The organism is Kurthia sp. 11kri321 (genome assembly GCF_001534765.1).
Classification (GTDB): Bacteria; Bacillota; Bacilli; order Bacillales_A; family Planococcaceae; genus Kurthia; species Kurthia gibsonii.
In genome coordinates this window covers 82,967-107,562 of sequence record NZ_CP013217.1, presented here as the reverse complement: position 1 = coordinate 107,562, position 24,596 = coordinate 82,967, and the positions used below count along the sequence as shown (strand labels likewise).

Sequence of the window (24,596 nt, the reverse complement as noted above, 5' to 3'; positions counted from 1 at the left end):
TCACTGCTGTTTAAGTGGATGCCCCTCAACAAACTCAATTAAGTCCCATAAGTTTCCGTATAAGTCTGAAAACACAGCTACTTTTCCGTACGGTTGCGTCTGTGGCTCTCTTACAAACTCAATCCCCTTTTCGTACATATCACGTACATCACGCTCAAAATCATCCGTTTGTAAAAATAAAAAGACGCGTCCACCCGACTGTCATCCGATAAAAGCTTGCTGTTTTTCATTCGAATTAGGTGATGATACAACCGACCAGCGCTTATTCTGCTCTGGTTGTTCTATATCTTCTACCAATGTAAAATGCAGTTTTTTTGTATAAAATGCAATCGCCTCATCATAATCTTTTACGACAAGTACGACATGTACAATCGATTTTTTCATCTCGATTTCCTCCTATAAAAAAAGACTAAGGATTCCTCCTTAGCCTCCTCTGTTATAATGAACGTTTTAAAATTTCTTTTACGTCTTCTTTTGATAGTGGCACATAGCTACCGATTTTTTCAGCAACCATTGAACGCTCTGCCATTAAATCAAGCTGTGCATCATCAATATCAAAATCAGCTAATTTTGTTGGCGCACCAATTGAAGTCCAGAATTCTTGTAAAGCCGCAATCGTTTCTTTCGCAAGCTCCGCATCTGTCTTCCCTGTCGCATCTAAATCAAAGACATTCTTACCTAGTTGCGCCACTTTTTCAGGTTTTTGTTCGCTAACGAATGACATCCAAGAAGGGAATAGAATCGCTAAACCGCCACCATGTGGAATATCATACACAGCAGAAACTGCATGTTCAATCATATGTGTCGCCCAGTCTGTTTTCACACCCATTGATAAGACACCATTCAATGCGAATGTACTGTTTAACATCATTACTTCACGATATTCGTATGAATGTAAATCCTTCACAAGTTTTGGACCTACTTCAAGTACTGTACGTAAAATCGACTCGCCAAAACGGTCTTGTAGTGGTGTGTTCGTTGACGCATTGAAATATTGCTCGAATACATGCGACATCGTATCGACAATACCGTAAATTGTTTGATTCAATGGTACAGAATACGTCAATTCAGGATCTAAAATACTGAATTTCGGATACGTATGAATCGAACCGAATGAACGCTTATCATTCTCTTCCCAGTTTGTAATAACGCCACTACCATTCATTTCAGAACCTGTCGCCGCAATCGTTAATACCGTTCCAATTGGCACAGCTGATTGTGTGAATGCTTTTTTCGTTACAAGCTCCCACACATTCCCGTCATAATGCGAACCCGCTGCGATTCCTTTTGCACAGTCAATAACACTACCGCCACCAACAGCTAAAATAAAATCAAGTTCATGCTCTTTTACAAGATCAATCCCCTTTTGAACAGTTGTCAGACGTGGATTTGGTTCTACACCAGCAAGCTCAACTACTTCTTTACCTGCAGCTTGTAGATGTTTTATTACTTCATTATAAACACCATTCTTTTTAATACTACCGCCGCCATATAATAGAAGAACGCGTTTTGCATCCGTTGGTATTTCTTGATCTAATGACTGAATTTGCCCCTTACCAAAAACAATTTTCGTTGGGTTTTGATACTTAAAATTTTCCATGCATGTTCCTCCTTGGATTCAGCTATCACTTTGAATGTACTTAGCTTACATTTTTTAACGCATGGATACAATTAATTAGCTCATTTTTTTAAAACGAGTGGTAATACATTCTCTAGAGTTGAAGGGATAATTTTATTCATCATCAAGATCTTTACCAAGAATGCTATCAACATCCATTAAAAACATTTCATATAGTGTAGTGTTTTGTATATCGTTTTCTTTTATATATTCGATCAGTACCATTAGTAAATTGTTAGGATTTCTTTTTAGAAATCCAATATCATCTGTAACATCGAGAATAGGCTCATTTAAGTAGATATGTGATTTAGGTTTAGTAAGGTATGTCCAATGTACTTGAGGGTAATTCTTAATAAGTGTTTCACCATAATAAATCGCAATATCCCTTGCTAAAGCATAATCTTCTTTCTTTAATTCCACTGTATTTGCAAGAAGTCGTTCTTTTGCATCTTCAAAAGCGAAATCAGGATATTGACGCAAATCTTCTAGTTTTGCTTCAATCTCTTCTTCAGATAGTTGATCAATCGTAATAGTTGATAGAAACCATGTAAAAAGAGGAATCAATGACTCTTTAGAGTAATCAAGCAGAATTTGTCCGTTTGACACTTGCTTTAAAATCGCCATTCGTTCTGGTATTTGTGATACATACCATTCAAAATATTGTTTCGCTTCTTTTTTATTCATCTCTTCAAAGGGTTTTATATTAAACGTTGGTGTCATAGATGGATAATCCATTACATAACTCCTTTATTTTTATTGGTACTTTTAAAGGAATGCGTCCTTTTCAACCTACCCTCATGATTCATACTTCACTTGATTTTTCTTTTTTAGAACGAGTGGTAATACATTTAGTACAATCATACACACCGTAAAAATCCAACACACTATATGCATAGTCGGAACTACATCCGCTAAGGCGCTCATATCATTGTGACTGATCCAATCTACAATCATCGTTATAAACGAACACAGAGTCAACGCAGTTGCTGAAAGCGCAACCCACATTGCTATATAACCTCTCTTAAACTGTAAAAGCCTGATTACTGTTGCAACAAGGGCTATACTTAAAAAAATCATCTCCATGAACAATCCCTCCTTATGAAACATACATGACGTTTCATATGTTAGATTGTTCCAATTTTAAGAATAGACTTCATTTAATAGACCGTCTTCAATTCTAAAAATGCGCTGACATTGTTCAGCGATTTGTAAGTCATGTGTCACAATAATAATCGTTTTTCCTTCTGCATGAAGTTCATGTAAAATGTTCATGATTTCTTTAGAAGTCTTTTGATCTAAAGCACCTGTTGGTTCATCAGCTAATAAAATAGCTGGATTATTAATTAATGCACGTGCAATCGCGACACGCTGTTTTTGTCCACCAGATAAAGAAGTTACTTTTTGATTCTCTTTACTCGCTATATTGAGCTTTTGAAGCAATGGTAATAAATGTTGTTTTTGTTGTTGTCTCTTTTCTTTATTCTTTTCATACGTAAGTGGCAATAACACGTTCTTTTTCACAGAGTAGTCCTCAATTAATGAAAAGTCTTGCATTACAAAGCCAATCGATTGATTTCGTATGTGCGCTAATTCTTGATCCGTTTTCCCCTCAATATCAAAACCATTCAGATGATAATGACCTGTTGTTTGTGAATCAATACACCCTAAAATACGTAACAATGTAGATTTACCAGAACCAGATGTTCCAACAATTGCAATCATTTCTCCTTCATGAATGGTGAAGTTCACATCTTGCAAAGCTTGAACTTGCTCTTTTGATGAGATGCGATAACTCTTTGATAAATGTTTCACTTCTATTAATTTCCTCATGATTTTCTCCTTAGCATTTGATCAATTTTCATTTTTCGAATACGAATGATGGGTACAATCCATAAAATCATACAAGAAATCACCGTCATCATGATTGAGATTTGGAATCGATGAAGAATCATAAATACGACACTATTGGCAAGTGCAAATAATATAATAAGCTGGCTACATAAACGGAAGATAATTTGATTTTTCGTTGCACCTGTTAAAATATGTACACCTAGCTCAAACATGTATTTTCGAATAAATTGTAAATACGATACGGTAATGCTAATCAATGTGAAAATACTAATTAAAATCGTAAGCATCAACTGCATTTGAATCCACTTTTTCTTATCTTCCATTACATAAGGCATCTGCTTACTTAAATCTCGATAAACAAAAGAGACATGCCCCTGATTTTGAATAAATGCCATCGTATCACGTATCTCTTGTTCATTTGAAGTTGGAATCATCGTCCCACTTAATAGCGCATAATAATCTGTATTATCCTCTAATACAGGTGTTGGCAGTAAGATTGCATAATCCAATGAGATAAAATCTTTTGATGCAGCGAGATTAATATAACTCATATTCTCTTGTAGAATACCAATAACACGATAATGTTCCTCATCACTCGTAAATTCACTACCCACTTGTAGTGACGCTGCTAATCCTGAACCAATAACAACCGGAATAGGTTGCTTTGTCGTTTGAATTTCATCCTGATGAAAGTATCTTCCCTGCGATAACTTCAATTGCGCAAAATCATAAAATGAAGCATTTGCAAAAGGTAAAACATCAATATAGACTTGATGTCCCTCCACAATGACATCACGTAAATTAGGTTCGAAATACTGTAAGTCAAATGGATATGTTGTTGTATATAATGAAAAGGCTCGACTATCTTTCTTCTCATAAATTTTTTTATAAATTGCTTTATAATCATCTAAATGTTTTGGCTGATTCAACGTCTGATCTAACTGTTTTTCCGTTGTTAAATCGTAGAAATAGTAAATTGGCTCTGACTTTGTTAAGCGATTCACTTCTTGTTTCATATTGGATAAATCTTTGATGTTTTCAATAACAAAATTCGCAATGAAAAGTAAAAGAATACACTGTAGCCATAATAATAGAGAGAGCCATTTACGCTTCCACAAATCTTCTAAGGCAAATTGTATTTGCTTCATCTATCGTTTTCGCTCCTTTTTCACAATATGCGTTTGATAGTAATAACGAATACTTGGATATGCAATACTCGTACCTAATACAAAACAGAAAATGAATGTATAGAGTACCGCATCAAAGCGAAACGTATGAATTAATGTATCAAATAGCTGAATCTGATAAATTGCATACGCAATGATTGTCCCGATGATAAAGCTACTGAAAATAATAAACCAATAATCTTTTAATAATCCCCATTGAATCCTTTGGTAGCTGCCACCAACCATATAACGAATATGAATTTCTTCTTTACGTGACTCAATCCATGTAATAATCGTCGCAATGGTATTAATCAAAATTAAAATAAGTGTCAGCATCAATACAATTAGTAAAATCATTTGTTCTTTAAAGACAAATGTTATACGTTCCATTAGAGATAATTGATTCGATGTAAGTTCCAAATCTACGCCTTCATGTTGCATTTGAAATGTATGTACAACCTCTTGTAATTTCTTTTTTTCGATTCCATCTATTAAAAAATCTCCTTCAAACTTCGCCTTCTGATTCATCGTGTAGTAAATCGTACTATTCATGCGCAAACTATCATTTGGGTTATTAAATGTTGCATACACTGTGTAGACCTTCCCAAAAGCACGAAGAGAGGGTTTACCTGAATCTTCATTAAAATTTTGTTTATAACTTTCATCGACGAAAGCACTTTGATTAGGTAACCCCTCGATTTTTTTATCACTTGCTAATCGGAAAGGATAGTTTTGAAGAAAGATTTCCTTACTAACATACGAAGCATCGCGCTTCATCACTAAAAAAGAGTCATCCTTTTTGCGAACGGTATCTAACCATTCTTTCACCGTAACGCTTGGACTTTGCTCTTTTGTAACAGTTAATTGAAAACTTTGTTCGGTTAAGTCATCTTCTAACTTCCCGCTATTCTCAAAAGAAGTAGCAAGTGAAGAAAAAACTAAACAAACAAATACGGTAAAAACAATATAATAAATAAATAAGTAAAACGATTTTTGATAAGGCATAATCTGATTATGTATGTACTTTAATGACACATACATACTCCCTTCATATAATTTCCTTATAAAAGGTTATCATACAAAATTAACCACTTCTATCATTCACTGAAAAAAGCATCTTTTTACTTATATATACTATTTCTTTCGCATCATGTTTGGGTCTCAGACAGTTGTTATCCGATTTCTTTTCAATCTCTCTAAATATCGCTTCATAATCCAGTAGCACCCATATCCGATTGCTCCACCAAGCGTATTTAATAGTAAATCATCCACATCAAATAATCCGAGCGTGAAAATATATTGGACTGTTTCATAGAATAAACTACACATAAAAGTTGCCCCAATCACCTTCAACCATGTTGGACGCTTGAAAATGAGCAGTCCCGCAAAGAAGCCAAATGGTACAAAACCAATAACATTCCCAATAAGATTACGCATCGCACTCAAAAATGTTGTTCCCTCTATTTGTACGTACGATTGAATCGTATGGAAAGGCACAAGATTCACTTCTTTCAAAAAGAATAGCCCCTCCTCTTGAAACAACAATAAGCGCCCAATCTGACTGATACTATAATATTTCATCAGTAATTGATACGTTAACAATAGTAAATAGAGCAGAAAAATCCCCCATAAAATCCCCTTCATTGATTTTTGCATCTTACACCTCTTTATCTTTTGTCTATACAATAGAACGCTTCACAAATGACAAAGTTACCATAAAAAGGGTTATATAGAAAAAATCTGTTTTATTCAAAAATAAACCCTACCTATATGCACAAAATATCCATGTAGGTAGGGTTAAATCAAATTCTATTTTAAATGCTTAGTTCTATAATGTTGGTTTGGAATAAAGTTTGATTAAAAGTATGCTGCAAATGTTAATTTTATAGAATGTTCATTTTATAGATAGAAGGTGTCACCGTCAACCCAAATTGAACATTTTTTGCTCATTAAGGATGAACACTTTTTATTCGGTAAAGATTCTTTGTTGATGTTTTAAACGATGACTTTCATTGTTCATATGAATGACCTCGACTCTGTGTAACAGGCGGTCTAAAATAGCAGTCATCATCCCTTGGTTATCCACTAACTCTGTCCATTCTTCTGGACTTCGATTTGATGTCAATATTAGCGAACTTTGTTCGTATAGCTGATGTACGAGTTGAAAGAATAAAGTGGCTTCCCGTTGATCTAAAGCCATATACATCACATCATCAATAATAATTAAATCTGATGCTCTCAAACGTTTTAATTGGATTTGTGAGCGATGTGTAAATTCTTCTGTTTTCAATAACTGAATTAATTCTCCCATTGTTATGAAATAGACTTGAAAGCCTTTTTGAATGGCTTCAATGCCTAAGCCTACGGCTTTTAAATTCCTAGGACCAGCAGCACTAAACCCTGGACAAGGAAAACCAAAAGAGTATATATCCGCTTCAGGAAAAGATTGTAGATGCCGAATATTAGCATTTTGAATAGTCGTTTCTGGAAAGTAGTTTGTATATGTCTCTATGGCTTCTTTAAAAAAATCTAAAGCATATACCGTCTTAAATAAACTTTTACTTCTTAAAGAAGTAAATTGTTCTTTTTCCCGAATGTCTATATTTCTTCCTAGATTCGCTTCAATACCTGCCCATTCAAAGCCTAGTTCAAAACCTCCGCATCCGCTGAACAGAGAAACAATACTAATTTTCTTTGAATCATATGTTGGTGCTAAAGTTACTACGTCTTTCTTAGTTTGTAATTCATTCTCTACAAGTAATGAAAATACTTCTTTTACTGTTAGTTCTTCAGTCATTGCCCTAACCCTTTTCGATTGTTTTCACAAACGAAAAAGGATAAGAATAAATCGTGTGTTGAAAGTGACGAAATTTCTCAACTGGCTCTAAGTGGTCAGTTTACTCCTCACTTATTCCTTTTACATCAACAAAGCATTTCCGTGCCCTGTTGTCTCTTGCGTCAATGAGAGAAAGTAATCAACGACTACTTATAACCTGCTCTAGCAGGACTTTAAAGACAAGACTTCAGTAAAAAAATACATATAGTTCCTCCTTTACTTTTTCTCTTGAACGAAACCTCTAAAAATTGCTTGATGATTAATACGATAAATCAAGAAGCGGTTGCTATTAGTAGAACGTTCAAGGATTGGATAGTGCAACCATCCTTTTAGTTAAATATTTGAGAACGACAAAAAAAACACTTTCTCAAATAAAAGTTCAGACGAGTCCCTATAAGGATCGTTAGAACACTCATTAAGAAAGTGTTTAAAAATTGCTCTACCGTTTGGCTGAGCATCATAAAAGTCGTAAATCAAATATGAAATTAATGTATCATATATGAAATTTAGCGTCAATCGCTCATTCTAAACGTCATCTAGCAATTTTCATTCTAATAAACAATACATAAAGTATGTTGCTCAACAATCGCGCCCGATTGCTTAAGAAAGCTAGAAGTCATTTAATTTATCTCTGGTATTCAACTTTTAAATTGAATTTGTCTTCGTTTATATACATTCAAGGTGATCAGCCAACTAGTGACAACGACTCCTGTAAAAAGGAATAGCATATTACTATACAAATAAGTGGATTGATCAAGGTCCATAGGTAGCAACTTCTGATTCAGTAAGCGTACAGATAATAAACCACCAACAATTGCAATACCTATTCCCTCTGATAAAAAACTGGTAAAATTAAGCAAACTCATTCCGGCACCAGCTTCCTTTTGTTTCAAACTACTTGAAACAATTGTAGATATAACTGTTTTGGTGAATGACAGCCCACCAAAAACAAAAACTAATATAATTGTCAGTAACCATGGTGTTACTTCTAAAAAAAAGGCAGCAATTAAAAAGCTAACGGAAAGAAATGTAACTCCAATGGTTAACACGTACAATGGACCTTTTCTATCAACAAGTAATCCACCAATGTAACCGAAGATAATAACGCTCATTGTTCCAGGGAAAATAATCACACTGCCAATTGCAGCAGTACTTAGTTGATGTACATCTTTCATCATGTAAGGAACCATAGAGATAAACCCTGCTACTGTACCAAATATAAGTCCTCCACAAAGGACACCAATTATAAAAGAAATATTTTTCCCCAGTGCAGGTTCAACAAAAGGTTCTGTTACTTTCCTAATATGTTTTACAAATATCAGGAATGACAGAATACTGATGATCAGAAAAGAAATGTTATAAGATGTTGTAAACAGCATAAAAAATACAATGCCCACTGACATTAGTATAATTCCTACAATATCAAAATGACCTTTTATCCTTACTTCTTTTTTCAACAATTTAATAAGGAACGGAACAGTGATAATTGTCATCATTGGAATGAGCAGAAGATAAGACCAATGGATAAAATGAGCTATCATTCCACCAATAGCTGGACCGATACCTTCTCCCATAGCTACTATGGAGCCAATAAGACCAAACGCTTTACCCCTATTTTCCTTTGGAATATAGCGCGCAACTACAACCATCACGAGTGCTGGAAATGCAGCTGCACCAGCTCCTTGAATAAATCGAGCCAGAATAAGTATGGGAAAAAAAGAATGTCCAACAAACCCAATTACCGATCCGAAGCAATTTATTATAATCCCAAATAGGAGTAACCTTTTAATGCCTAGCTGATCAGATAGCTTTCCATATAGAGCTGTTCCAATAGAAAAGGTTAACATAAAGGCTGTGTTCACCCAGTTTGTACTCGCCGGTGATTTATTAAAATCATTTGCAATATCAGGTAATGAGACGTTCAAAACCATTTCATTTAATACGCTAAAAAAAGATAGAACGCAAAGCCAAATTAAAATTTGGTTGTGTCGTAAATTTGATTGTGAATAAGACGTATTCACATTTCGCCCTCCAATAATGAGGGTAGACGCAGTTTATAGGGCTAATGATACGTTTCCCTCTTTTAATTGAACCCTGTTACATTCATTGCACTTCATAATTAATGCCTCCTAATCTTGATTGAAACATTTTACCACATACAGATGTCACCGTCAACCCAAATTGAACATTTTTTGCTCATTAAGGATGAACACTTTTTATTCGGTAAAGATTCTTTGTTGATGTTTTAAACGATGACTTTCATTGTTCATATGAATGACCTCGACTCTGTGTAACAGGCGGTCTAAAATAGCAGTCATCATCCCTTGGTTATCCACTAACTCTGTCCATTCTTCTGGACTTCGATTTGATGTCAATATTAGCGAACTTTGTTCGTATAGCTGATGTACGAGTTGAAAGAATAAAGTGGCTTCCCGTTGATCTAAAGCCATATACATCACATCATCAATAATAATTAAATCTGATGCTCTCAAACGTTTTAATTGGATTTGTGAGCGATGTGTAAATTCTTCTGTTTTCAATAACTGAATTAATTCTCCCATTGTTATGAAATAGACTTGAAAGCCTTTTTGAATGGCTTCAATGCCTAAGCCTACGGCCAATAATGTTTTCCCTGCACCAGGTGGTTCCAAAAGAATTAAATTGTAACTTTGCTCTAACCATTGGAACTCCTGCAGCTGTTTCATTTGGCGCTCTGTAATCGCTGTTTGCTCCTCTAACTGAAACATATGCAACGGCTTATGGTATGGGAAACGTGCCCACGATAAACGCTTTTCGATACTCTTTTCTTCTCGTCTTCTAAGCTCTAATGTTGTTAGTTCATCAATAAATTCTAAATATGTCCACGATACTTGTTCCGCTTGGCGGAGAAGCTCTGGGAGCCCCTCAGCGGTTTCTGCTAAACGTAATTGCTTAAATGCCTGTTGGATATCTGCCACACTTTTACTCATATTATTTGCCTCCCATACGTTGAATGTATTCTTTTAAATCTCTCGTTTGAACTGCTATTGCTAGCGATTCTTTTGATTCTTTTACAGTAGTTATTGGCTGCTCAGGTTCGATATTTGTACGCTTAAAATAGGCGACAACGTCTCGGAACTCATTTGCGCTGTATAACTTTTCTTGAATACATTTATGTATTGCTGCAGATAACCATTCGGGATTCTCTTTCGCAATTTTTTGGAATAACAATAATTGATCTCTACGATATCGACCGTATGTATGACAAACATCTTGAATATATTGTTCGGCCCCATCATATGGAAATAAAGTGAGCACATTTCGTTGTAACTCATCGAGCGACTTAGAGCGATCACGTCCATGATTTAGATTTTTTATCAACTTGCCTTTTTCTAAACTGATGGTATGTTCCGCAAGTATTTCGCCAGTATGCGGTGCTAAGATTTTTAATTTTTGCCCTTGGGGCACTATTTGTACGACTGGATAATTCGTATAGGTTCCTAGTGGAACGGAATATCGATTCGATGTGTACCGGACTGTGTTGTCCTTGTTGACATTCCTTGTTATAATTTCTGTATGGTTGCTTTCTAATATAGGAAGCGGTGTAGAGACTTTTTTTAAGTGTTGCTTTTCCAGGAGAAACACTTCGAAAGGTCTCTTTTTTGTTGTATTGTGCACTTTATAATTCCCGGTACGTTCTAACCATTTTAAAGACCTCTCATTCCAGTCCTCAAGTGTTGTATAAATTCGATTTTTAGCGAAATTATATTTTACGTATTTTACAACACTCTCTATTTTACCTTTGGATTCGGGATCTGCTTTGCGGCACAGATAGATTTTAAATTTCCGGTCTTTTATATACTGTTGAAATTCCTTTGTTAAAATGAGGTCGCCTGCATTTTCACTTACCGCAATTAAATTGTCTTGATCGTACACAATTTCATCTGTTATACCGCCATAAAACTGAAAAGCTTTTTCGTGACAGGCTATTGTATCTCTTGTCGTAAAAGGACGATCTAACCACACAGTGAATTTATGTCGAGAGTGCGCTAACACAAAGGCAACGAAGTATAATTTCACTTCTTTACCACCTGATGTTTTTTGAATAGTTTGTCCCCAATCTACTTGTAATTGCTTCCCTGGTGGCAGCTCAATGACCGCTTCGTATTCACGGGGTTCATCTACCTTATCAATTTGATAAATTTCGCGAATTTCATTTACATAACGTCTAACTGTACTTTCCCCAACATCAATTTCAGGGTATTTCTCTTGTAGCCAATCTAAAACTTGTGCCCCTGTTAAGTTTGGAAACTCAAGTAACCAACCTACAATCCAATCTTTGTATTCATCCAGCTTCTTCTTACGGCCAGTCTGACTAAACTCATTTACTGCATCTTCAAATGACATATCTAAATATTTATACACGGTATTACGTGATATTCTTAGTCGCTTTGCAATTTGCACAATCCTTAATCCACGATCACGCAATTGATGAATTTCGATATGTAACACAAGCTTCTCCTCCATTAGTACAGCCTCCTATTAAACTGATATTTCCAGTTTACAGGAAACTATTGAATTGGTGAAAAAGTGTTCAATTGAAATGAGCAAAAACTGTTAATTTTATTTTAGCGGTTACAGAAGAAACCCACACATTTTGAACAAAGATTGATCAAAATATATAGGTTTCATATTTAAGCGGATTTACTTTTTATAAAAAAGATTGATCATTTTATAAATTTTTAAACCAACCATCTCCTTTAGTGTACCTTTGATGATTGATTAAATGAACATGTAAATGTTGTGTTGAATCTATTCTTAATTTGTTTTTATACATTCTTTGAAGAGAAGATTGATTCATCTTTTCAGTAGAATAATGAAAAATATGAACGTCCTTATTTTCCTCTTCTATTAAACTTCTAAACATTCCATTTATATGACCATCATCTCCGTTAAAACCATATCCAATAATTGCAATAGAATCACATTGGTTATTGCTTCTTTTATTTTTTCTTTAGGTACTTTATTAATTTATTTTAATAACAAAAATGTAGTAGTACCTAATCATGTTAAAATTGCTCTTTTAGACTCAGGGCTATCAAAAAAAAAATATAGTGAAGTAATTGTAGAATTTTATGAAAAAACAACAGATACTCATGCAGATATCATGTTAAAAGCTATATTAAGCAAGATTGAGAAAAATAATCAGAAAAAAATAACAATTATTGATTATTCGGTAACAAGTTCTGGTACTAATGTTTCTGAACAGAAAGTATTAACAGCGTTGCAAAAAGCAATCGATCAAGATGTAGATATCATTAATATGAGTTTTGGATTTAAAAAAGATATTCCAGAATTAAAAGAATTGATTAATCAAGCTAAATAGATTCCAATTGCCATCGCAATTGGTGGCGTTATTATTAGAGGAGTAGCATCAGTAGCTGCAAAAAATCTAACAAAAAATTCAATTAAGATTGCAGGAAAAACTTACAAAGGGCAACCTAAGAAGAAAGCAAAAAAGGCTTTGAAAGATTATAAAGGTGATACCTTTAAAGTAGGAAAAACAGGGAAAGTAGGAAAAATGGGCTCTAATACATTAGAACATATTTTAGTTGAACATCATCTTAAATATTGGAAAGGAGAAGAAAAAAAGACCTTCTTCGATCCTAACCTTAAGATTAAAACTATTCGCAATTATATGAAACAAACGATTAGTACCAATGTGAAAAATATAAAGAACGGATCAAAGAAAAAAGGTGCAATCATTACAATAACTAAAAAAATAAATAAAGTAACGTATAAAATGGCTATACGAGTTGATGCAAAAGGAGCAATGACCGTATCTTCTTTTTATCCTGCTGAAAGGAAGTAAGAAAAATGAAACTTGAAATTAAATCATACATTAAAATTCCACCTGAAAAAGAAGAGCTAGATGAAAATCAAACGTATCCAGGTTATATCGAAATGACTGATTTAGAAGATTTAGATGTATTTAATTATGCATTTGGACGATCTGGGGGATATCCTGGAGGTAGAGTTGTTTTCTATGTAGATGGTGAACCATTGCTTTTTGATAAGTTTGATACAAAAGTAGATGAATTATATAATTTTTGGTTTACTCTAATTTCAACTTTATTACCACAAGATAAATCTCTTGATAGAAATACTTATTTAGTACTTTATGAGAGTGATTATGTTATGGATAATTTTAAAATCACAATTTTTTATCATAAAAAAACCGTAGAATTCCATTATGAAAAACAAGTAATCGCGACTTTTTCATTAGATACCTATAAAGAAGCCGTTTTACAAGGTTTTTTAGATTTCATGTGGCATACGAATTTAGAATTTGAAGCGATCACACATGATACTTACGATGAAGAAATTGACTATGTTGAATTACGAGAGGATACAGATGATGTAAGTGAGCTCTACGCTTGTCGTTATATTTTCTTACAATATATGAAGGAAATTTATAAACAAAAAAGTTATGATTTGAACAAATTAATAAATTTTGATTTTGATACAAGTTATTATAGTTCAAAGTTAAAATATGACTTAGGAGATTAAGTTATAAGATTACAAAAAAAGCAAGATAATTGAAGTGATCCCTAAAAATTAGACACAGTTATTTCGTTTAAACATCTTGTAAAAAATGAGTTCGGTATTGTACCGAGCTCATTTTTTATTTTACCTTAATTCGTTTTATGTTGGGGTCCCGTCATAAAAATGCGGATTTACAACGTTAAGCCCTTATAGTTACTTTAAACTGCTTGATATAACAAAGATAAGGAATAACTGTCCTATAAACGACGGATTTTGATACAACCTAGTAATGCTGCTAAAATTGGCTATATTTTGAGGATAATTTGTTTCAAAACATTGCTCAAAAACAAAATCTTACTAACCAACGTTATTAAAACTCCTTATCGTTGTAAATCTGCGGAAATCTGACGCTACCCCTTATAAGGCATTTGCCAACGTCACAACCGCTAAAGACCTCAATACAGCCTTTGAGATGTGGTTAGCGGATCACAAGAAGGAATTCGGCAGAAAAGAGCTACAAGCCCTTAAAACGATTGTGAGACACTCTGTAAAGGTGCCAGGAATCGCTACACTAAAATTAAAGACCGTTGTTAAAGTCGCAAAAGAAGAATTCGACTTTAGTTTTGATTTACGTACAGCCAAACGTGCGGTAGCCAAAGCGAAAAACTTAGGTATGCTTGTGACACTCGAAACACGCACAGCAAAAACAAATTTAAAGGGCCCATCTATTTATGTATGGCAACCGTACCAATGTCAAAATGTCCCTACGGAGAAAGTGGGGACAAACATCGAAAAAATTGCGAAAGAATGCGAAGAACTCAAGCGTAGCAAGCAATCAGACGAAGTCGCACAGTCACCAAACGCAAATATGGAAATGTCACCACATAAATCTGTCTTTATTAAAGCCATTAAAAATAAATTATTAAATACGTATTCATACGGGTTTAAAACCATTTCTAAATCAATCGCTATTAAGCAAGAACGAAAAATCACGCTGCTTACACAACCAGTGAAAAATCCAACGGACTTTAAGCCACTAAAATTCATTAGTCGATTAAAACAAGCCATGTACAACAGCCTAATGAACCGCAGATCCGATGTAAAAGCCGTAACAGAAATGATTTATAGCAAAGTACACAGCTTTACGAAGTTTGACGTGTGGAAAGAACATAAAGACATCATGCTTGAACACTTATTACGAGTTGTTGAGGTTTGTTTAGACGCACGTAAAAATAAAAAACTCGACCACATTAAATCCATGCGTGGATTTATTAACCATTGCTTAAACGAAGAGTTAACAGCGTATGTTTTCAACGAAATTGAAAAATTAACACCAGCACCTGCTAAAAAAATGAGCCAAGAAATTGGTGAATTATATCAAAATGCGTTGAACGAAAAACACGCTTTTTACGAAAATGAATTAGAAAAATATTATCGCTAGGGAATTCAAAATAAAAAAAGGATCGCCAACTTTTTGTTTTTTTCTCGCACAAAAATAAATTTTTCGGTTCCGTTTTTCTAAAAATGATTTTGCACTTTTTGAAATTTGTTTTGAACACGCATTTTGTCGATTAGTGAGAAAGAGCATAAGGGAAATGTGCTATCACTTACGTGATGGTCTAGGCAGAGCCTAGTATTTTCGTGATAGCGTGATTTTTTTCATTTGCCCACCGTATGCCCACCACTTTTGAGGGCTTTGCCCGCCATTTGCCCACCAAAAAAAATCGAATGTCCACCATTTGCCCACACATTTTTTTCGATTTTTGGTGAGGGCAAGCTACGGGTTTGCCCGGGCAAACCCACATAAAATTTTTTCGCTCGCCCCAAAAGGGCAAGCTACGGGATTACCATGGTAATCCCTAAAATTTCATTTTTGCTTGTTAGGAATTCCTAAAACCTTTTGTGTCGTTGCACTCGAAATGAAAAATAAAAGAGCTGCAAGGAACAGGGCGCACTTACACATCATGTTCATGATGCGTGCGAAAATCAAAAATCCCTGGCACAAAAATTTGGCGGATCGTACCGATGAGCCAAATTTTTTCAGACCGTTAAAAGCAAAATTTGCTGACGCAAAAATGAAAAAAACGAAAAAAAAAGTAACCAATTACGGCTACTTTTTTGCATGGAAAAGATTGGCTATTTCGTGTAAAGGGGTGTTATGGGAATATGCAGCTAGATGTAGAGAAAGTTAGGGTTATTGTTCAAAAAGAATATGATTATCAACCGGAATCTATTGCAATCTAAGAAGTATTAGATGCTAATCTATTTAACCACGATTTTTTTGATAACTTCAATGTCTTTTTTATAAATTTGCTAAGTGGAAATTTCTACTTTTCTACTTTTGCGAGAAATTATTCGAAATATTACATTTGTGTTACAAAAATAAATAGATAAAATCATAAAAAGGAGAAAATTTCAATCGATATTTTACACTGATGGTATCTTCTATAACAATGCCTTTTCTTATAAGCCCCCTAGTCGATTCAGAATATATGCTTTATTATTCTTTTCTTTTTTGGGGAATAGGAATAAAAAGGATAGCAATTATTGGGCCTAAATATAAAGAGTACTTAATTAGATTGTTTGTGGTATAACCCATTAAATAAGGTAATCCTACAAAAATCATAATAATACCTATTATAAAAAAGGTATATTTTACTTTTTTGTTCACAGTTCATTAGACCTCCTTTTATAAAAATTATAGATATAAATTCTTGTTTTCCTTTTATTTATTAATTTTACATGGTTTTTAATGTAAAGTATGTAAAAAGGAGTGGTTTTAATGAAAAAAATTATTAGTTTAATAATGATAGTCAACCTAGTTTTTATATCTAGCATTATATTTATTCCTAATAAAGCAAGTGCTGACAATAACCCTGTTATAGATCAATATGTTACAGCAAAATCTGTCACAAAAAATAAAGATGGAACTATTACAATTAAGTATAAAGTAAAAAAAGGTTTTTCTCCAGGGCATTCAATAACATCTGTAAATATTTCAGCAGGATATTCATGGCCTTCAAAATATAGAATTGGAAGCCACCATAACTACTATAAGGCAATTAAGAATAAAAAAGGAACCTATAGTATGACTATTCCAAAGCCTAAATTAAAAGTGATAGGCACGCAACAAGTTCAATTTAAATTGTCGGCTGGCAGATATTCAACATCAAAATTTCTAAAAAATGTATTTAATTATCCTACAGGTACTACAATAAAAAGATTTGAAATCACTAAATCTTCCGCAATATCAGAATATATTTATGTAACAGGTATAGGTTATGCAATAAAACTCTTTCCTGGTGGAAAAATAACTACAGCAGCAGCATCAGGATGGTTGATGACTTATACAGGATCAGGGTTAGGTGTTGTAAAAGGGTTTCCTCCAAAAGTAGCGGGTCAATATTATCAAGTTAAAACTTATTACAATAGCAAAGGACTAAATGTTCAAACCAAAATTTGGTCTTCAAAAAAATCATATAAGAAGAAGGAAACACCTATTTATAACAAAACTAGAGTATCGAAATGGTAATTTTAAATAGAAGAAAAATCTCAATTTCTATCAACATCATGCATAACTTCTATCAAAAAGAGCTTACTTACTACAAGTAAGCTCTTTTTTGTACTTCATCTTTATCATATTCAATATGTTTTCCACCTACTTTCTATAAATACAGTCCAAGGGAAAAACATACGCTAAGTCTTCGGCTATTTTTTTATATCAAAGGTGGATTTCCAAAGGACATTGATATGATCCATCCAAAATATGAAATATGTTTTAGTAAGTCTTCTCGCAAATTTTCTTTTTCAAAATGAACTTAAATACTAAAGATAAAATAATGTTAGATTCCAATGATGAGTTAGAAGATGAGGTTGATAATTGGATAATAGAAGTATATGGGGTCCCGTCAGAAAAAATCCCTTAACGTTGTAAATCCGCATTTTTCTGACGAGACCCCATTACGGGCTTACGCATCAAAAAAGCAAAGTCAATTAATTATTCGACTTCGCTTTTTTATTTTTTCAAACTAAAAAGTATGAATATTTATTTAAGATATGAGCTAATATAGTAGCAACTCACGTAACGAATGTGTATACATCATTCTTCATAAATGTTTAATATCATTTTTGCCAACATTAAAATAAAAATCACTACTATCCATTTAATCACTTTCTCAGAATACCCTAAATTTTTATTCCATTTATAGATTGCGAATGAAAATATTAGTAATAGAATTATATTAAGAGATTTAATTATATTAAATTCGTAGAATAAATTTGTGAAAATCAACAAAACATAATTTATTAGTAGTAACCCATATACTAGCTTGTTATAAATTTTATTTGAATTCCAATTAAAAAATAGAAATGGAATAAAACATACGATGCACGTAATAATAGCGCTATACCATAAAACAGTAAACATTTTTCTAACTCTCCTATTTAATAAAGTCGTAAATACTTATTATAACGTATATTTATTTCGCATTTAAGTGCTGATTTTTTAGTAAAGAATTTATTCTTTAAAAAGGGGTTTGTACTTTTCTTACAAAAATGCTATGATTTTCACAACATATTTGAACGTAAAAAAAGCAACCTTACGTGACATAGAAGTGTTGGTAGCACTTTCTATATCGCTTTCCCGTATCTCTGACATACGGTACTAACTTGTAATAGTTGCTTCATTTACATTATAAGTTTGTATCTCTTTAAGTGCTGAAACACTTAAATTTGATACTTCCATTCTATAAAGTTTTACGGAACTTTTCAAGGACTTATTACTGTGATGAAGCCAAAAAAGCACGTTTGTATCGTAAATCACGATACAAACGTGCTTTTTTCGTTCTTGAGGGAGAGAAAACTATGACAAAAACAATCACGTACACATACAACCCAGCAGCTTATAGGGGTCCCGTCATAAAAATGCGGATTTACAACGTTAAGCCCTTATAGTTACTTTAAACTACTTGATATAACAAAGATAAGGAATAACTGTCCTATAAACGACGGATTTTGATACAACCTAGTAATGCTGCTAAAAGTGGCTATATTTTGAGGATAATTTGTTTCAAAACATTGCTCAAAAACAAAATCTTACTAACCAACGTTATTAAAACTCCTTATCGTTGTAAATCTGCGGAAATCTGACGCTACCCCGTTATGAATCCTTTTAAAATTTTTATCCTCTTAATTGATTTTTAAAGAACAATACGGTTTCTAATTCATCTTCCCTGTCTTTAAAAATCCCCAACCTTTTTCCAACTGCGACCGCAAATTCAACATAAGCATTTCCTTCGGCTGTAATTAAATTTTCACACACGGTTACATCGGTTTCACTCTTGAATGCTTCATTGAAATAATGCTTGTAAGCCAAGTCATCGTCAATAGAAGTGGAATATTTCCTTTCTCGTAAAACGCCTGCTGCTGCTAGAAAGGTAGTCCCTCCACAAATCGCTGAAATCACTTTACCTTGGTCATCGAACTCTCTAACAAGATTCAATACCCGTTCATCCTTAATAAACGGGTCAGGTTCCCCACCAGGTATGATTAAAGCATCATAGTTGTTTGGATTACATGCCTCGATATTAATATCTAATTTGACCTTGAACGCCCCTTTATGAGTGACTTCATCATTTAATGCAGTAGTATTAATTTCTACACCAGTTACATTTAAAATATAGGATAAAATACTAATTTCCCAATCAACATACCCTTCATACAGAAAAAATAATGCTTTCAACGGTTTATTCCTCCAAGTTTTTTTATAACAATCTGCTCTAGTAATTGTATAACAACATTCCCTAAATTTGATTTGGGAACGTTTATTAAGTTTGTTTTGTATACGTTATAAATATTTAATCAATTGATTATAACCAATTATTCACATAAGCAGCTAGCCCAACAATCGCACCCACTGTGGCACCAAAAAATACAAAATAGCTCGTTTTTATTTTGGTGATGTTCCATTTGGTATTTGTAGTATTCATCAAAAATCCCTCCTCCTTTTTATGATAATTATAAATTACCATAAAAAGGATTGTACTTATATATCCCCAAAGTGGCATTTGGGAACGTTTATTGTATGTATACACTATTTTTTAAAATCAAAAAAATTAGATAAACTTGTTGGTTTAAATATTACTTCATAATCAACTAACTCTTTTTGTACTTCTTTTGTTAAAGATTGACCAATTTCATTATGAGCAATTATTTCCTCATTTGCATTTTCTTTTAAAGCGTCTTTATCCCAATCTATCCATTCACCATAGGCATTCATCCACGTATTTAATTCACTTTTCAAACGTTTAGAAAAATTAAATTCTTCTAAATCAAGGTTGTAGCCACAAACTGCACACCATAATGCGTCTGCTCCTACATCTCCCTCAACTTTAATTTTTTTTAAGCTAGGGCAACCACAAACTTCAATCATTAAAAACCCTCCCTGAATTCATTCACTGGATAATTGTAACAGTATCCCACATTTTAAATATAGTTCCCAATGCGATGTTATGGAATCAAAATCGCTTCAATTCCATAACTACTGATAACGCCCTTTAACAAAGTGTCTGACAATCATTTAAAGGCTTGTAGCTCTTTTCTTCACGTTCCATCTCACAAAGACTAGATTAAGCTCTTTAACAATTGTGAAATTGGCGAATGTATTATATGCTACTGAATTGTAATTATACGTAATAGAACGCTGCAGACTGTGCACGTCTGTGTTGGTTTGAAATAAAGTTTGATTAAAATATTGCTACAAACGTTGATTTTATAATAAAAGAAATCCATGTATTTTGAACAAAGATTGATCAAAATATATGGATTTCATATTTAAACAGATTTAGTTTTTATAAAAAAGATTGATTATTTCCATATGTCCGTTCAGAATTGAGCCAAAATCCGAAACTAGGCAATCTGAAATTAAAATATTTTAGTCTACCTTTTATAAACTATCAATCTTAATTCAAAAATTCCGTTACGGTCTTACCAAACCACTCGTTATGGCTTTCTTTAAACTTCCTGAAATACTAATAGCGCAGAATTCATTTTGGACCATCTCCTCATATTTCTTTTGAGCTACAACTGCCAGCATCTTAAAGTGTTCTAATGAATGTGAATTAAAATTGATTGCTTTGAATTCTTCAAAAGAAGAGAAAGTACCAAGATATTCTAAAAAAGTTTTGAAAACTTCTGTATCATCAAAATATAAATCATTTGTATAACTATATTGTAACCTTGTATTAAATAAGTAATCCTTAAGCTTTATAAGTAATTCGAATTGTTCTTTTTTCAATTGAAAAAATTCCATAGGCAAGTATCGGCTCTCAAAAGGTTGTTCTTTGTTATACATTATTTTTCCAGACATTTTAGAAATATAACCACCAATAAATACAACCAAAACATCAGCAATCCTTAACCCTGGATACATTTTCGAATCTAGGCCCTCTTGGACTTCTAGTAAATTTAATTCTTCAAAATATTTGCTGTCTATACCATTATCTAGCCTTAACTTAAGGTTGCTTCTATCGATTTGTAATTCTATTAACCATAAATCAATAGTAAAAACTGCTTTCTTCCAATTAAAAGTAATGAATTTAGAATCCTCATAAGATTTACTTATTAAAACATCTTTAAAACGGTTAAATATCTCTAAAAGAGATTTGTAGTTAGCGATTTGAATTGTTAATCTATTTGGTGTTGGTTTATCATACTTTAGGATGAAAGCTTTAATATCATTAATGATTAAGCCTAATACTTCTTCATCGGAAACTTCTCTATTAAATAAAGCTTTTATCACCTTTTCACTGGCTTCAATTGAGGCATACTTTGATAATGAATAAAGTATTATATTTGCAAAAGGTTGTTTTGTTTTTTCTGCAATAGATAAAATCCAATCTTTAAATCTTTTATCTATTGCGAGAGGAATTTTATTGACTGCAAAGAGGTGATGCTGTACTTGATACTTCTTTAAAAGATCAAGTAATTCACTATAAAATGCAATTGCTTTTTTATTCATACTAGCAGCACCATATTCAAAGTTTCTTTTTAAAATTAAAGCTCCTTTGACTTCATCAATGATTTTCTGAGATTGTTGCCGTTCATTTAAATAATTTTGCTCAACAACTGTATATTCTTTCTCTAATCCCTCTATATTCTCACCAGATATTTTTACAACAGATGAAACGAAAGTTTTCATGTTGTCAGTGCCTAATTGAATCTTCTGCGAATCACTATACAATTCTTTATCATCTAGAGCTTTTATTGTGTTTTGTGTTCCTTTTTCATCTAAAAATAAATAGTCCATACTACATCTTCCTTATATATATGTTATTTTTAAATCATGCACTGTGTTTTTCTAATAGCTTAAACGGATTTTCAATATCTTCTGTAATACACTTATCAAGCATCATTTTTAAATGCCCTTCATTGCCGCTCTTGATAAAAAGTTTAGTAAAAATATTGAAATATTTTTCATTCATCTCTGATTGTTGCTGTATATATAAATCTTCTTGTATATAATGCGATCCATCATGTGTCCATTTTATTAATGAAGATACAATTATTTTTTCATCTTCGTCAAAGTATTTTATAAGACTATCCAATTCAATCCCACCAAGAAATTTAAAATAGTTCTCTAAAATTCTTCTCATAACATTTTGAATGATATTGGCACTTGAATCTTTTAATTCTATCAGTTCTTTCCATAAAGCCTCATATGAAGTTGTAATTGGATTTTTTTCGTACCTTTTCACATATGAACCATCTTTCGCATTTTTTCTTATAATAAAATAACTACAGTTACTTATTTTATAAGTTATCTCTTTTAGAAAATACGTATTATGCGTTGATACAAATAATTGTTCAATTTTATATTTATCACTATTTTCAATTAAATCTTTAACTAAAGTGGACACAATATATAATATCGTACTATCCAAACTAGAAATTGGATCATCAATAAAAAGTATTTTTTTATTTTCTACACTTTTAACAATGTGGTAATAATAAAGAAAAGTAATGAATGTTTTTTCTCCCTCACTCAAAGTTTTATTAGCATCTTCCCCATTTTCTCTCACAATTTTATACTTACCTTCGTCTTCCGCAGCTTTTAATGAAAAATTTTTAAAGCCGTATAAACGTAACTGTTTATTAATTGCAATTACTGTAGATGAAATCCCAAATATACTTGCTTTAATTTTCTCATACATTTGTTGGTCTTTTATGATATATGCATTTTTTTGCTCAACAGAGCTTTGTAGTCCCTTTATCTTTCCATTTAACTGATTAAGCTCTCTATTAAACCTTTTATACTCAGCGTCAGTTGCATTTAAAAATACTTTCCAAATATCTCTTACTAGTCTTTCTTTTTTCTCAGCTAATTTCTGTATTGTATTATTATGAATTTCTATTTTTTCATTATCGATATTTATTTGTTCACTTAACTCTACTAATTCATTTTCAAATAATTTTAATTCAATTTTATTTGAAGGTGCTTTTTCTTTTTCAGAAAGATGTTTTAAATTTTCCTCGTTCTTGGCTTGTATTTTTAATAAAATATTTTCAACCATACCTTTTTCAAGATACTTATTATCTAAAGTCTGTAATCTCTCTAAATATGTGATTACATCTTTTGCATATTCTTTATATTTAATAATCTCTTTATTTAATTCTATTATTTCATTTTCAAATTTTTCATTAAAATATTCTGAAAGATAGTTGGTTATTTCTTCTTTTAACTCACTTCTACAAAAAGGACAATAATCTAAATTGTTCTCTTGAATAGTTTTATATCCTTCATGAACCCACGTATGTATATTTAATTTTTCAACTAAGTGTGCATATTCTAAATCTTCTTTACCGATAATTGACTTATTGAAAATTGTACTATTCGGCTCATATCTTATTTCTAAAACTGGTATTTTGCTTACCTCACTTCGTTCTTCAGAAAATACTACTTCCGCACGTTTAAAAAGCTCATCAATATCTATTAATTCTGATTTATTTGAAAGCACTTGTTTACAGTATTCATTATAAAAGCGTTGCTTACTTCCATGTAACCCTATAAATGCACTTTGATACAATTCACTTATTCTATTTGTTTTATCACTTTTTTTATCCCATATTAAATCGATAAAACTTTTTTTAGATTCATCTATTTTTCTCTTAGTAATTTCTAGATTATCTTGAGCTTTAATTTTATCCTGTTTATTTTTTTCTATATTTCTTTGAATTTCATCCAACTCTATTTGTTTGTCTACGTGATCTTTACCTAAAGTAAATATTCCTGGAATATCATTATCAGATTTAAAATTATCATCGATAAAGTTCTTATTATAGACTAAGCTTTCTTCTATTCTATTTCCCTCATAAGTGCAATCTGAATAAGCTACATCATCTATATTAAGAAAAGCTCTAGATAGAGTTGATTTACCTGTTCCGTTATTACCATAAATAAAATTGACCTTCTTTAAATCTTCAAATTTTGTGCCTACTTCATTGTAACTAGCTACATTTTTTAAAGAAATGTTAGATAACATATAGATTTCCCCTATTCTCTTGATTTTTAAAAATAAGAGGATTCCAAAACATATTAGAATCC

The 24,596-nt window shown here is 32.4% G+C and carries 23 protein-coding genes and 1 pseudogene; 6 read left to right on the top strand and 18 right to left on the bottom strand.

All coding sequences use genetic code 11. The features are described from left to right. The 13 genes and pseudogenes from ASO14_RS00585 to istA all read right to left on the bottom strand — a co-directional run bounded on the left by ASO14_RS00585 (window position 1) and on the right by istA (window position 11,962). A pseudogene (locus ASO14_RS00585) lies at window positions 1-384 on the bottom strand (VOC family protein). Between the two features lie 52 nt (window positions 385-436). After that, the gene (locus tag ASO14_RS00580; RefSeq protein ID WP_068450250.1) at window positions 437-1,600 is read right to left on the bottom strand and encodes an iron-containing alcohol dehydrogenase; all 1,164 of its coding nucleotides are present in this window, start codon (window positions 1,598-1,600) and stop codon (window positions 437-439) included. A 132-nt stretch (window positions 1,601-1,732) separates the two neighbouring features. Continuing rightward, complete coding sequence (locus ASO14_RS00575; RefSeq protein WP_068450249.1) at window positions 1,733-2,353, bottom strand: hypothetical protein; 621 nt, start codon at window positions 2,351-2,353, stop codon at window positions 1,733-1,735. Between the two features lie 60 nt (window positions 2,354-2,413). Then, window positions 2,414-2,701 (bottom strand): hypothetical protein, encoded by a 288-nt coding sequence (locus ASO14_RS00570; protein WP_068450247.1) that lies wholly within the window; start codon window positions 2,699-2,701, stop codon window positions 2,414-2,416. A gap of 57 nt (window positions 2,702-2,758) precedes the next feature. Next, window positions 2,759-3,448 (bottom strand): ABC transporter ATP-binding protein, encoded by a 690-nt coding sequence (locus tag ASO14_RS00565; RefSeq protein WP_068450245.1) that lies wholly within the window; start codon window positions 3,446-3,448, stop codon window positions 2,759-2,761. Then, complete coding sequence (locus ASO14_RS00560) at window positions 3,445-4,617, bottom strand: ABC transporter permease (protein WP_068450243.1); 1,173 nt, start codon at window positions 4,615-4,617, stop codon at window positions 3,445-3,447. Before ASO14_RS00560 ends, ASO14_RS00565 begins: the two co-directional genes overlap by 4 nt. Continuing rightward, window positions 4,618-5,670 (bottom strand): ABC transporter permease, encoded by a 1,053-nt coding sequence (locus ASO14_RS00555; RefSeq protein ID WP_068450241.1) that lies wholly within the window; start codon window positions 5,668-5,670, stop codon window positions 4,618-4,620. A 126-nt stretch (window positions 5,671-5,796) separates the two neighbouring features. Continuing rightward, entirely contained in the window at window positions 5,797-6,291 is a 495-nt protein-coding gene (locus tag ASO14_RS00550) for a VanZ family protein (RefSeq protein WP_068450239.1), read from the bottom strand. Window positions 6,292-6,601: 310 nt separating this feature from the next. Further along, window positions 6,602-7,432 carry an ATP-binding protein gene (locus ASO14_RS15265; protein ID WP_068450237.1) on the bottom strand — a complete coding sequence of 277 codons (831 nt, stop codon included), beginning with the start codon at window positions 7,430-7,432 and terminating at the stop codon, window positions 6,602-6,604. A 677-nt stretch (window positions 7,433-8,109) separates the two neighbouring features. After that, on the bottom strand, window positions 8,110-9,492 hold the full coding sequence (gene tet(L), locus ASO14_RS00540; protein WP_068450235.1) for a tetracycline efflux MFS transporter Tet(L): 1,383 nt from the start codon (window positions 9,490-9,492) through the stop codon (window positions 8,110-8,112). 33 nt (window positions 9,493-9,525) lie between these two features. Then, on the bottom strand, window positions 9,526-9,588 hold the full coding sequence (locus ASO14_RS15300) for a tetracycline resistance efflux system leader peptide (RefSeq protein WP_013762478.1): 63 nt from the start codon (window positions 9,586-9,588) through the stop codon (window positions 9,526-9,528). Window positions 9,589-9,687: 99 nt separating this feature from the next. After that, the gene (istB, locus tag ASO14_RS00535; RefSeq protein WP_068450233.1) at window positions 9,688-10,440 is read right to left on the bottom strand and encodes an IS21-like element helper ATPase IstB; all 753 of its coding nucleotides are present in this window, start codon (window positions 10,438-10,440) and stop codon (window positions 9,688-9,690) included. Window position 10,441: 1 nt separating this feature from the next. Further along, window positions 10,442-11,962, bottom strand: coding sequence for an IS21 family transposase (gene istA, locus ASO14_RS00530; protein ID WP_442911260.1), 1,521 nt, complete (start codon window positions 11,960-11,962; stop codon window positions 10,442-10,444). 475 nt (window positions 11,963-12,437) lie between these two features. Here istA and ASO14_RS00525 point away from each other — a divergent pair, with 475 nt between their 5' ends. The 5 genes from ASO14_RS00525 to ASO14_RS00505 all read left to right on the top strand — a co-directional run bounded on the left by ASO14_RS00525 (window position 12,438) and on the right by ASO14_RS00505 (window position 16,188). Next, the gene (locus ASO14_RS00525; RefSeq protein ID WP_068450229.1) at window positions 12,438-12,836 is read left to right on the top strand and encodes a S8 family serine peptidase; all 399 of its coding nucleotides are present in this window, start codon (window positions 12,438-12,440) and stop codon (window positions 12,834-12,836) included. A 138-nt stretch (window positions 12,837-12,974) separates the two neighbouring features. After that, on the top strand, window positions 12,975-13,322 hold the full coding sequence (locus tag ASO14_RS00520; RefSeq protein WP_068450228.1) for a hypothetical protein: 348 nt from the start codon (window positions 12,975-12,977) through the stop codon (window positions 13,320-13,322). Between the two features lie 5 nt (window positions 13,323-13,327). After that, the gene (locus tag ASO14_RS00515) at window positions 13,328-14,020 is read left to right on the top strand and encodes a hypothetical protein (RefSeq protein WP_068450226.1); all 693 of its coding nucleotides are present in this window, start codon (window positions 13,328-13,330) and stop codon (window positions 14,018-14,020) included. A gap of 448 nt (window positions 14,021-14,468) precedes the next feature. Further along, window positions 14,469-15,437, top strand: coding sequence for a hypothetical protein (locus ASO14_RS00510; protein WP_156422316.1), 969 nt, complete (start codon window positions 14,469-14,471; stop codon window positions 15,435-15,437). A 523-nt stretch (window positions 15,438-15,960) separates the two neighbouring features. Next, complete coding sequence (locus ASO14_RS00505) at window positions 15,961-16,188, top strand: hypothetical protein (protein WP_156422315.1); 228 nt, start codon at window positions 15,961-15,963, stop codon at window positions 16,186-16,188. 308 nt (window positions 16,189-16,496) lie between these two features. Here the strand turns inward: ASO14_RS00505 and ASO14_RS14900 are convergent, their stop codons facing one another. Next, on the bottom strand, window positions 16,497-16,667 hold the full coding sequence (locus ASO14_RS14900; protein WP_156422314.1) for a hypothetical protein: 171 nt from the start codon (window positions 16,665-16,667) through the stop codon (window positions 16,497-16,499). A gap of 111 nt (window positions 16,668-16,778) precedes the next feature. Here ASO14_RS14900 and ASO14_RS00500 point away from each other — a divergent pair, with 111 nt between their 5' ends. Further along, window positions 16,779-17,528 carry a hypothetical protein gene (locus ASO14_RS00500; protein WP_068450220.1) on the top strand — a complete coding sequence of 250 codons (750 nt, stop codon included), beginning with the start codon at window positions 16,779-16,781 and terminating at the stop codon, window positions 17,526-17,528. 1,647 nt (window positions 17,529-19,175) lie between these two features. Here the strand turns inward: ASO14_RS00500 and ASO14_RS00490 are convergent. From ASO14_RS00490 to ASO14_RS00475, 4 genes are all read right to left on the bottom strand, one after another. Further along, entirely contained in the window at window positions 19,176-19,736 is a 561-nt protein-coding gene (locus ASO14_RS00490; RefSeq protein ID WP_068450218.1) for a DJ-1/PfpI family protein, read from the bottom strand. Window positions 19,737-20,087: 351 nt separating this feature from the next. Further along, window positions 20,088-20,426: a hypothetical protein gene (locus ASO14_RS00485; protein WP_068450216.1), complete on the bottom strand. Its 339-nt coding sequence runs from the start codon at window positions 20,424-20,426 to the stop codon at window positions 20,088-20,090. A 546-nt stretch (window positions 20,427-20,972) separates the two neighbouring features. Then, on the bottom strand, window positions 20,973-22,301 hold the full coding sequence (locus ASO14_RS00480; RefSeq protein ID WP_068450214.1) for a hypothetical protein: 1,329 nt from the start codon (window positions 22,299-22,301) through the stop codon (window positions 20,973-20,975). A gap of 34 nt (window positions 22,302-22,335) precedes the next feature. Further along, window positions 22,336-24,534 carry an AAA family ATPase gene (locus ASO14_RS00475; RefSeq protein ID WP_068450212.1) on the bottom strand — a complete coding sequence of 733 codons (2,199 nt, stop codon included), beginning with the start codon at window positions 24,532-24,534 and terminating at the stop codon, window positions 22,336-22,338. Between the last annotated feature and the right edge of the window lie 62 nt (window positions 24,535-24,596).

Excerpts from the sequence above, each read along its gene's own strand:
- ASO14_RS00510 (WP_156422316.1), top strand. The coding sequence starts at position 14,469 with ATGTGGTTAGCGGATCACAAGAAGGAATTCGGCAGAAAAGAGCTACAA.
- ASO14_RS00480 (WP_068450214.1), bottom strand. The coding sequence starts at position 22,301 with ATGGACTATTTATTTTTAGATGAAAAAGGAACACAAAACACAATAAAA.
- ASO14_RS00575 (WP_068450249.1), bottom strand. The coding sequence starts at position 2,353 with ATGGATTATCCATCTATGACACCAACGTTTAATATAAAACCCTTTGAA.
- ASO14_RS00565 (WP_068450245.1), bottom strand. The coding sequence starts at position 3,448 with ATGAGGAAATTAATAGAAGTGAAACATTTATCAAAGAGTTATCGCATC.
- ASO14_RS00505 (WP_156422315.1), top strand. The coding sequence starts at position 15,961 with ATGTTCATGATGCGTGCGAAAATCAAAAATCCCTGGCACAAAAATTTG.
- istB (WP_068450233.1), bottom strand. The coding sequence starts at position 10,440 with ATGAGTAAAAGTGTGGCAGATATCCAACAGGCATTTAAGCAATTACGT.
- ASO14_RS00550 (WP_068450239.1), bottom strand. The coding sequence starts at position 6,291 with ATGCAAAAATCAATGAAGGGGATTTTATGGGGGATTTTTCTGCTCTAT.
- ASO14_RS00475 (WP_068450212.1), bottom strand. The coding sequence starts at position 24,534 with ATGTTATCTAACATTTCTTTAAAAAATGTAGCTAGTTACAATGAAGTA.
- ASO14_RS15265 (WP_068450237.1), bottom strand. The coding sequence starts at position 7,432 with ATGACTGAAGAACTAACAGTAAAAGAAGTATTTTCATTACTTGTAGAG.
- ASO14_RS00500 (WP_068450220.1), top strand. The coding sequence starts at position 16,779 with ATGAAAAAAATTATTAGTTTAATAATGATAGTCAACCTAGTTTTTATA.
- ASO14_RS00485 (WP_068450216.1), bottom strand. The coding sequence starts at position 20,426 with ATGATTGAAGTTTGTGGTTGCCCTAGCTTAAAAAAAATTAAAGTTGAG.
- ASO14_RS00560 (WP_068450243.1), bottom strand. The coding sequence starts at position 4,617 with ATGAAGCAAATACAATTTGCCTTAGAAGATTTGTGGAAGCGTAAATGG.
- ASO14_RS00570 (WP_068450247.1), bottom strand. The coding sequence starts at position 2,701 with ATGGAGATGATTTTTTTAAGTATAGCCCTTGTTGCAACAGTAATCAGG.
- ASO14_RS00515 (WP_068450226.1), top strand. The coding sequence starts at position 13,328 with ATGAAACTTGAAATTAAATCATACATTAAAATTCCACCTGAAAAAGAA.
- ASO14_RS00580 (WP_068450250.1), bottom strand. The coding sequence starts at position 1,600 with ATGGAAAATTTTAAGTATCAAAACCCAACGAAAATTGTTTTTGGTAAG.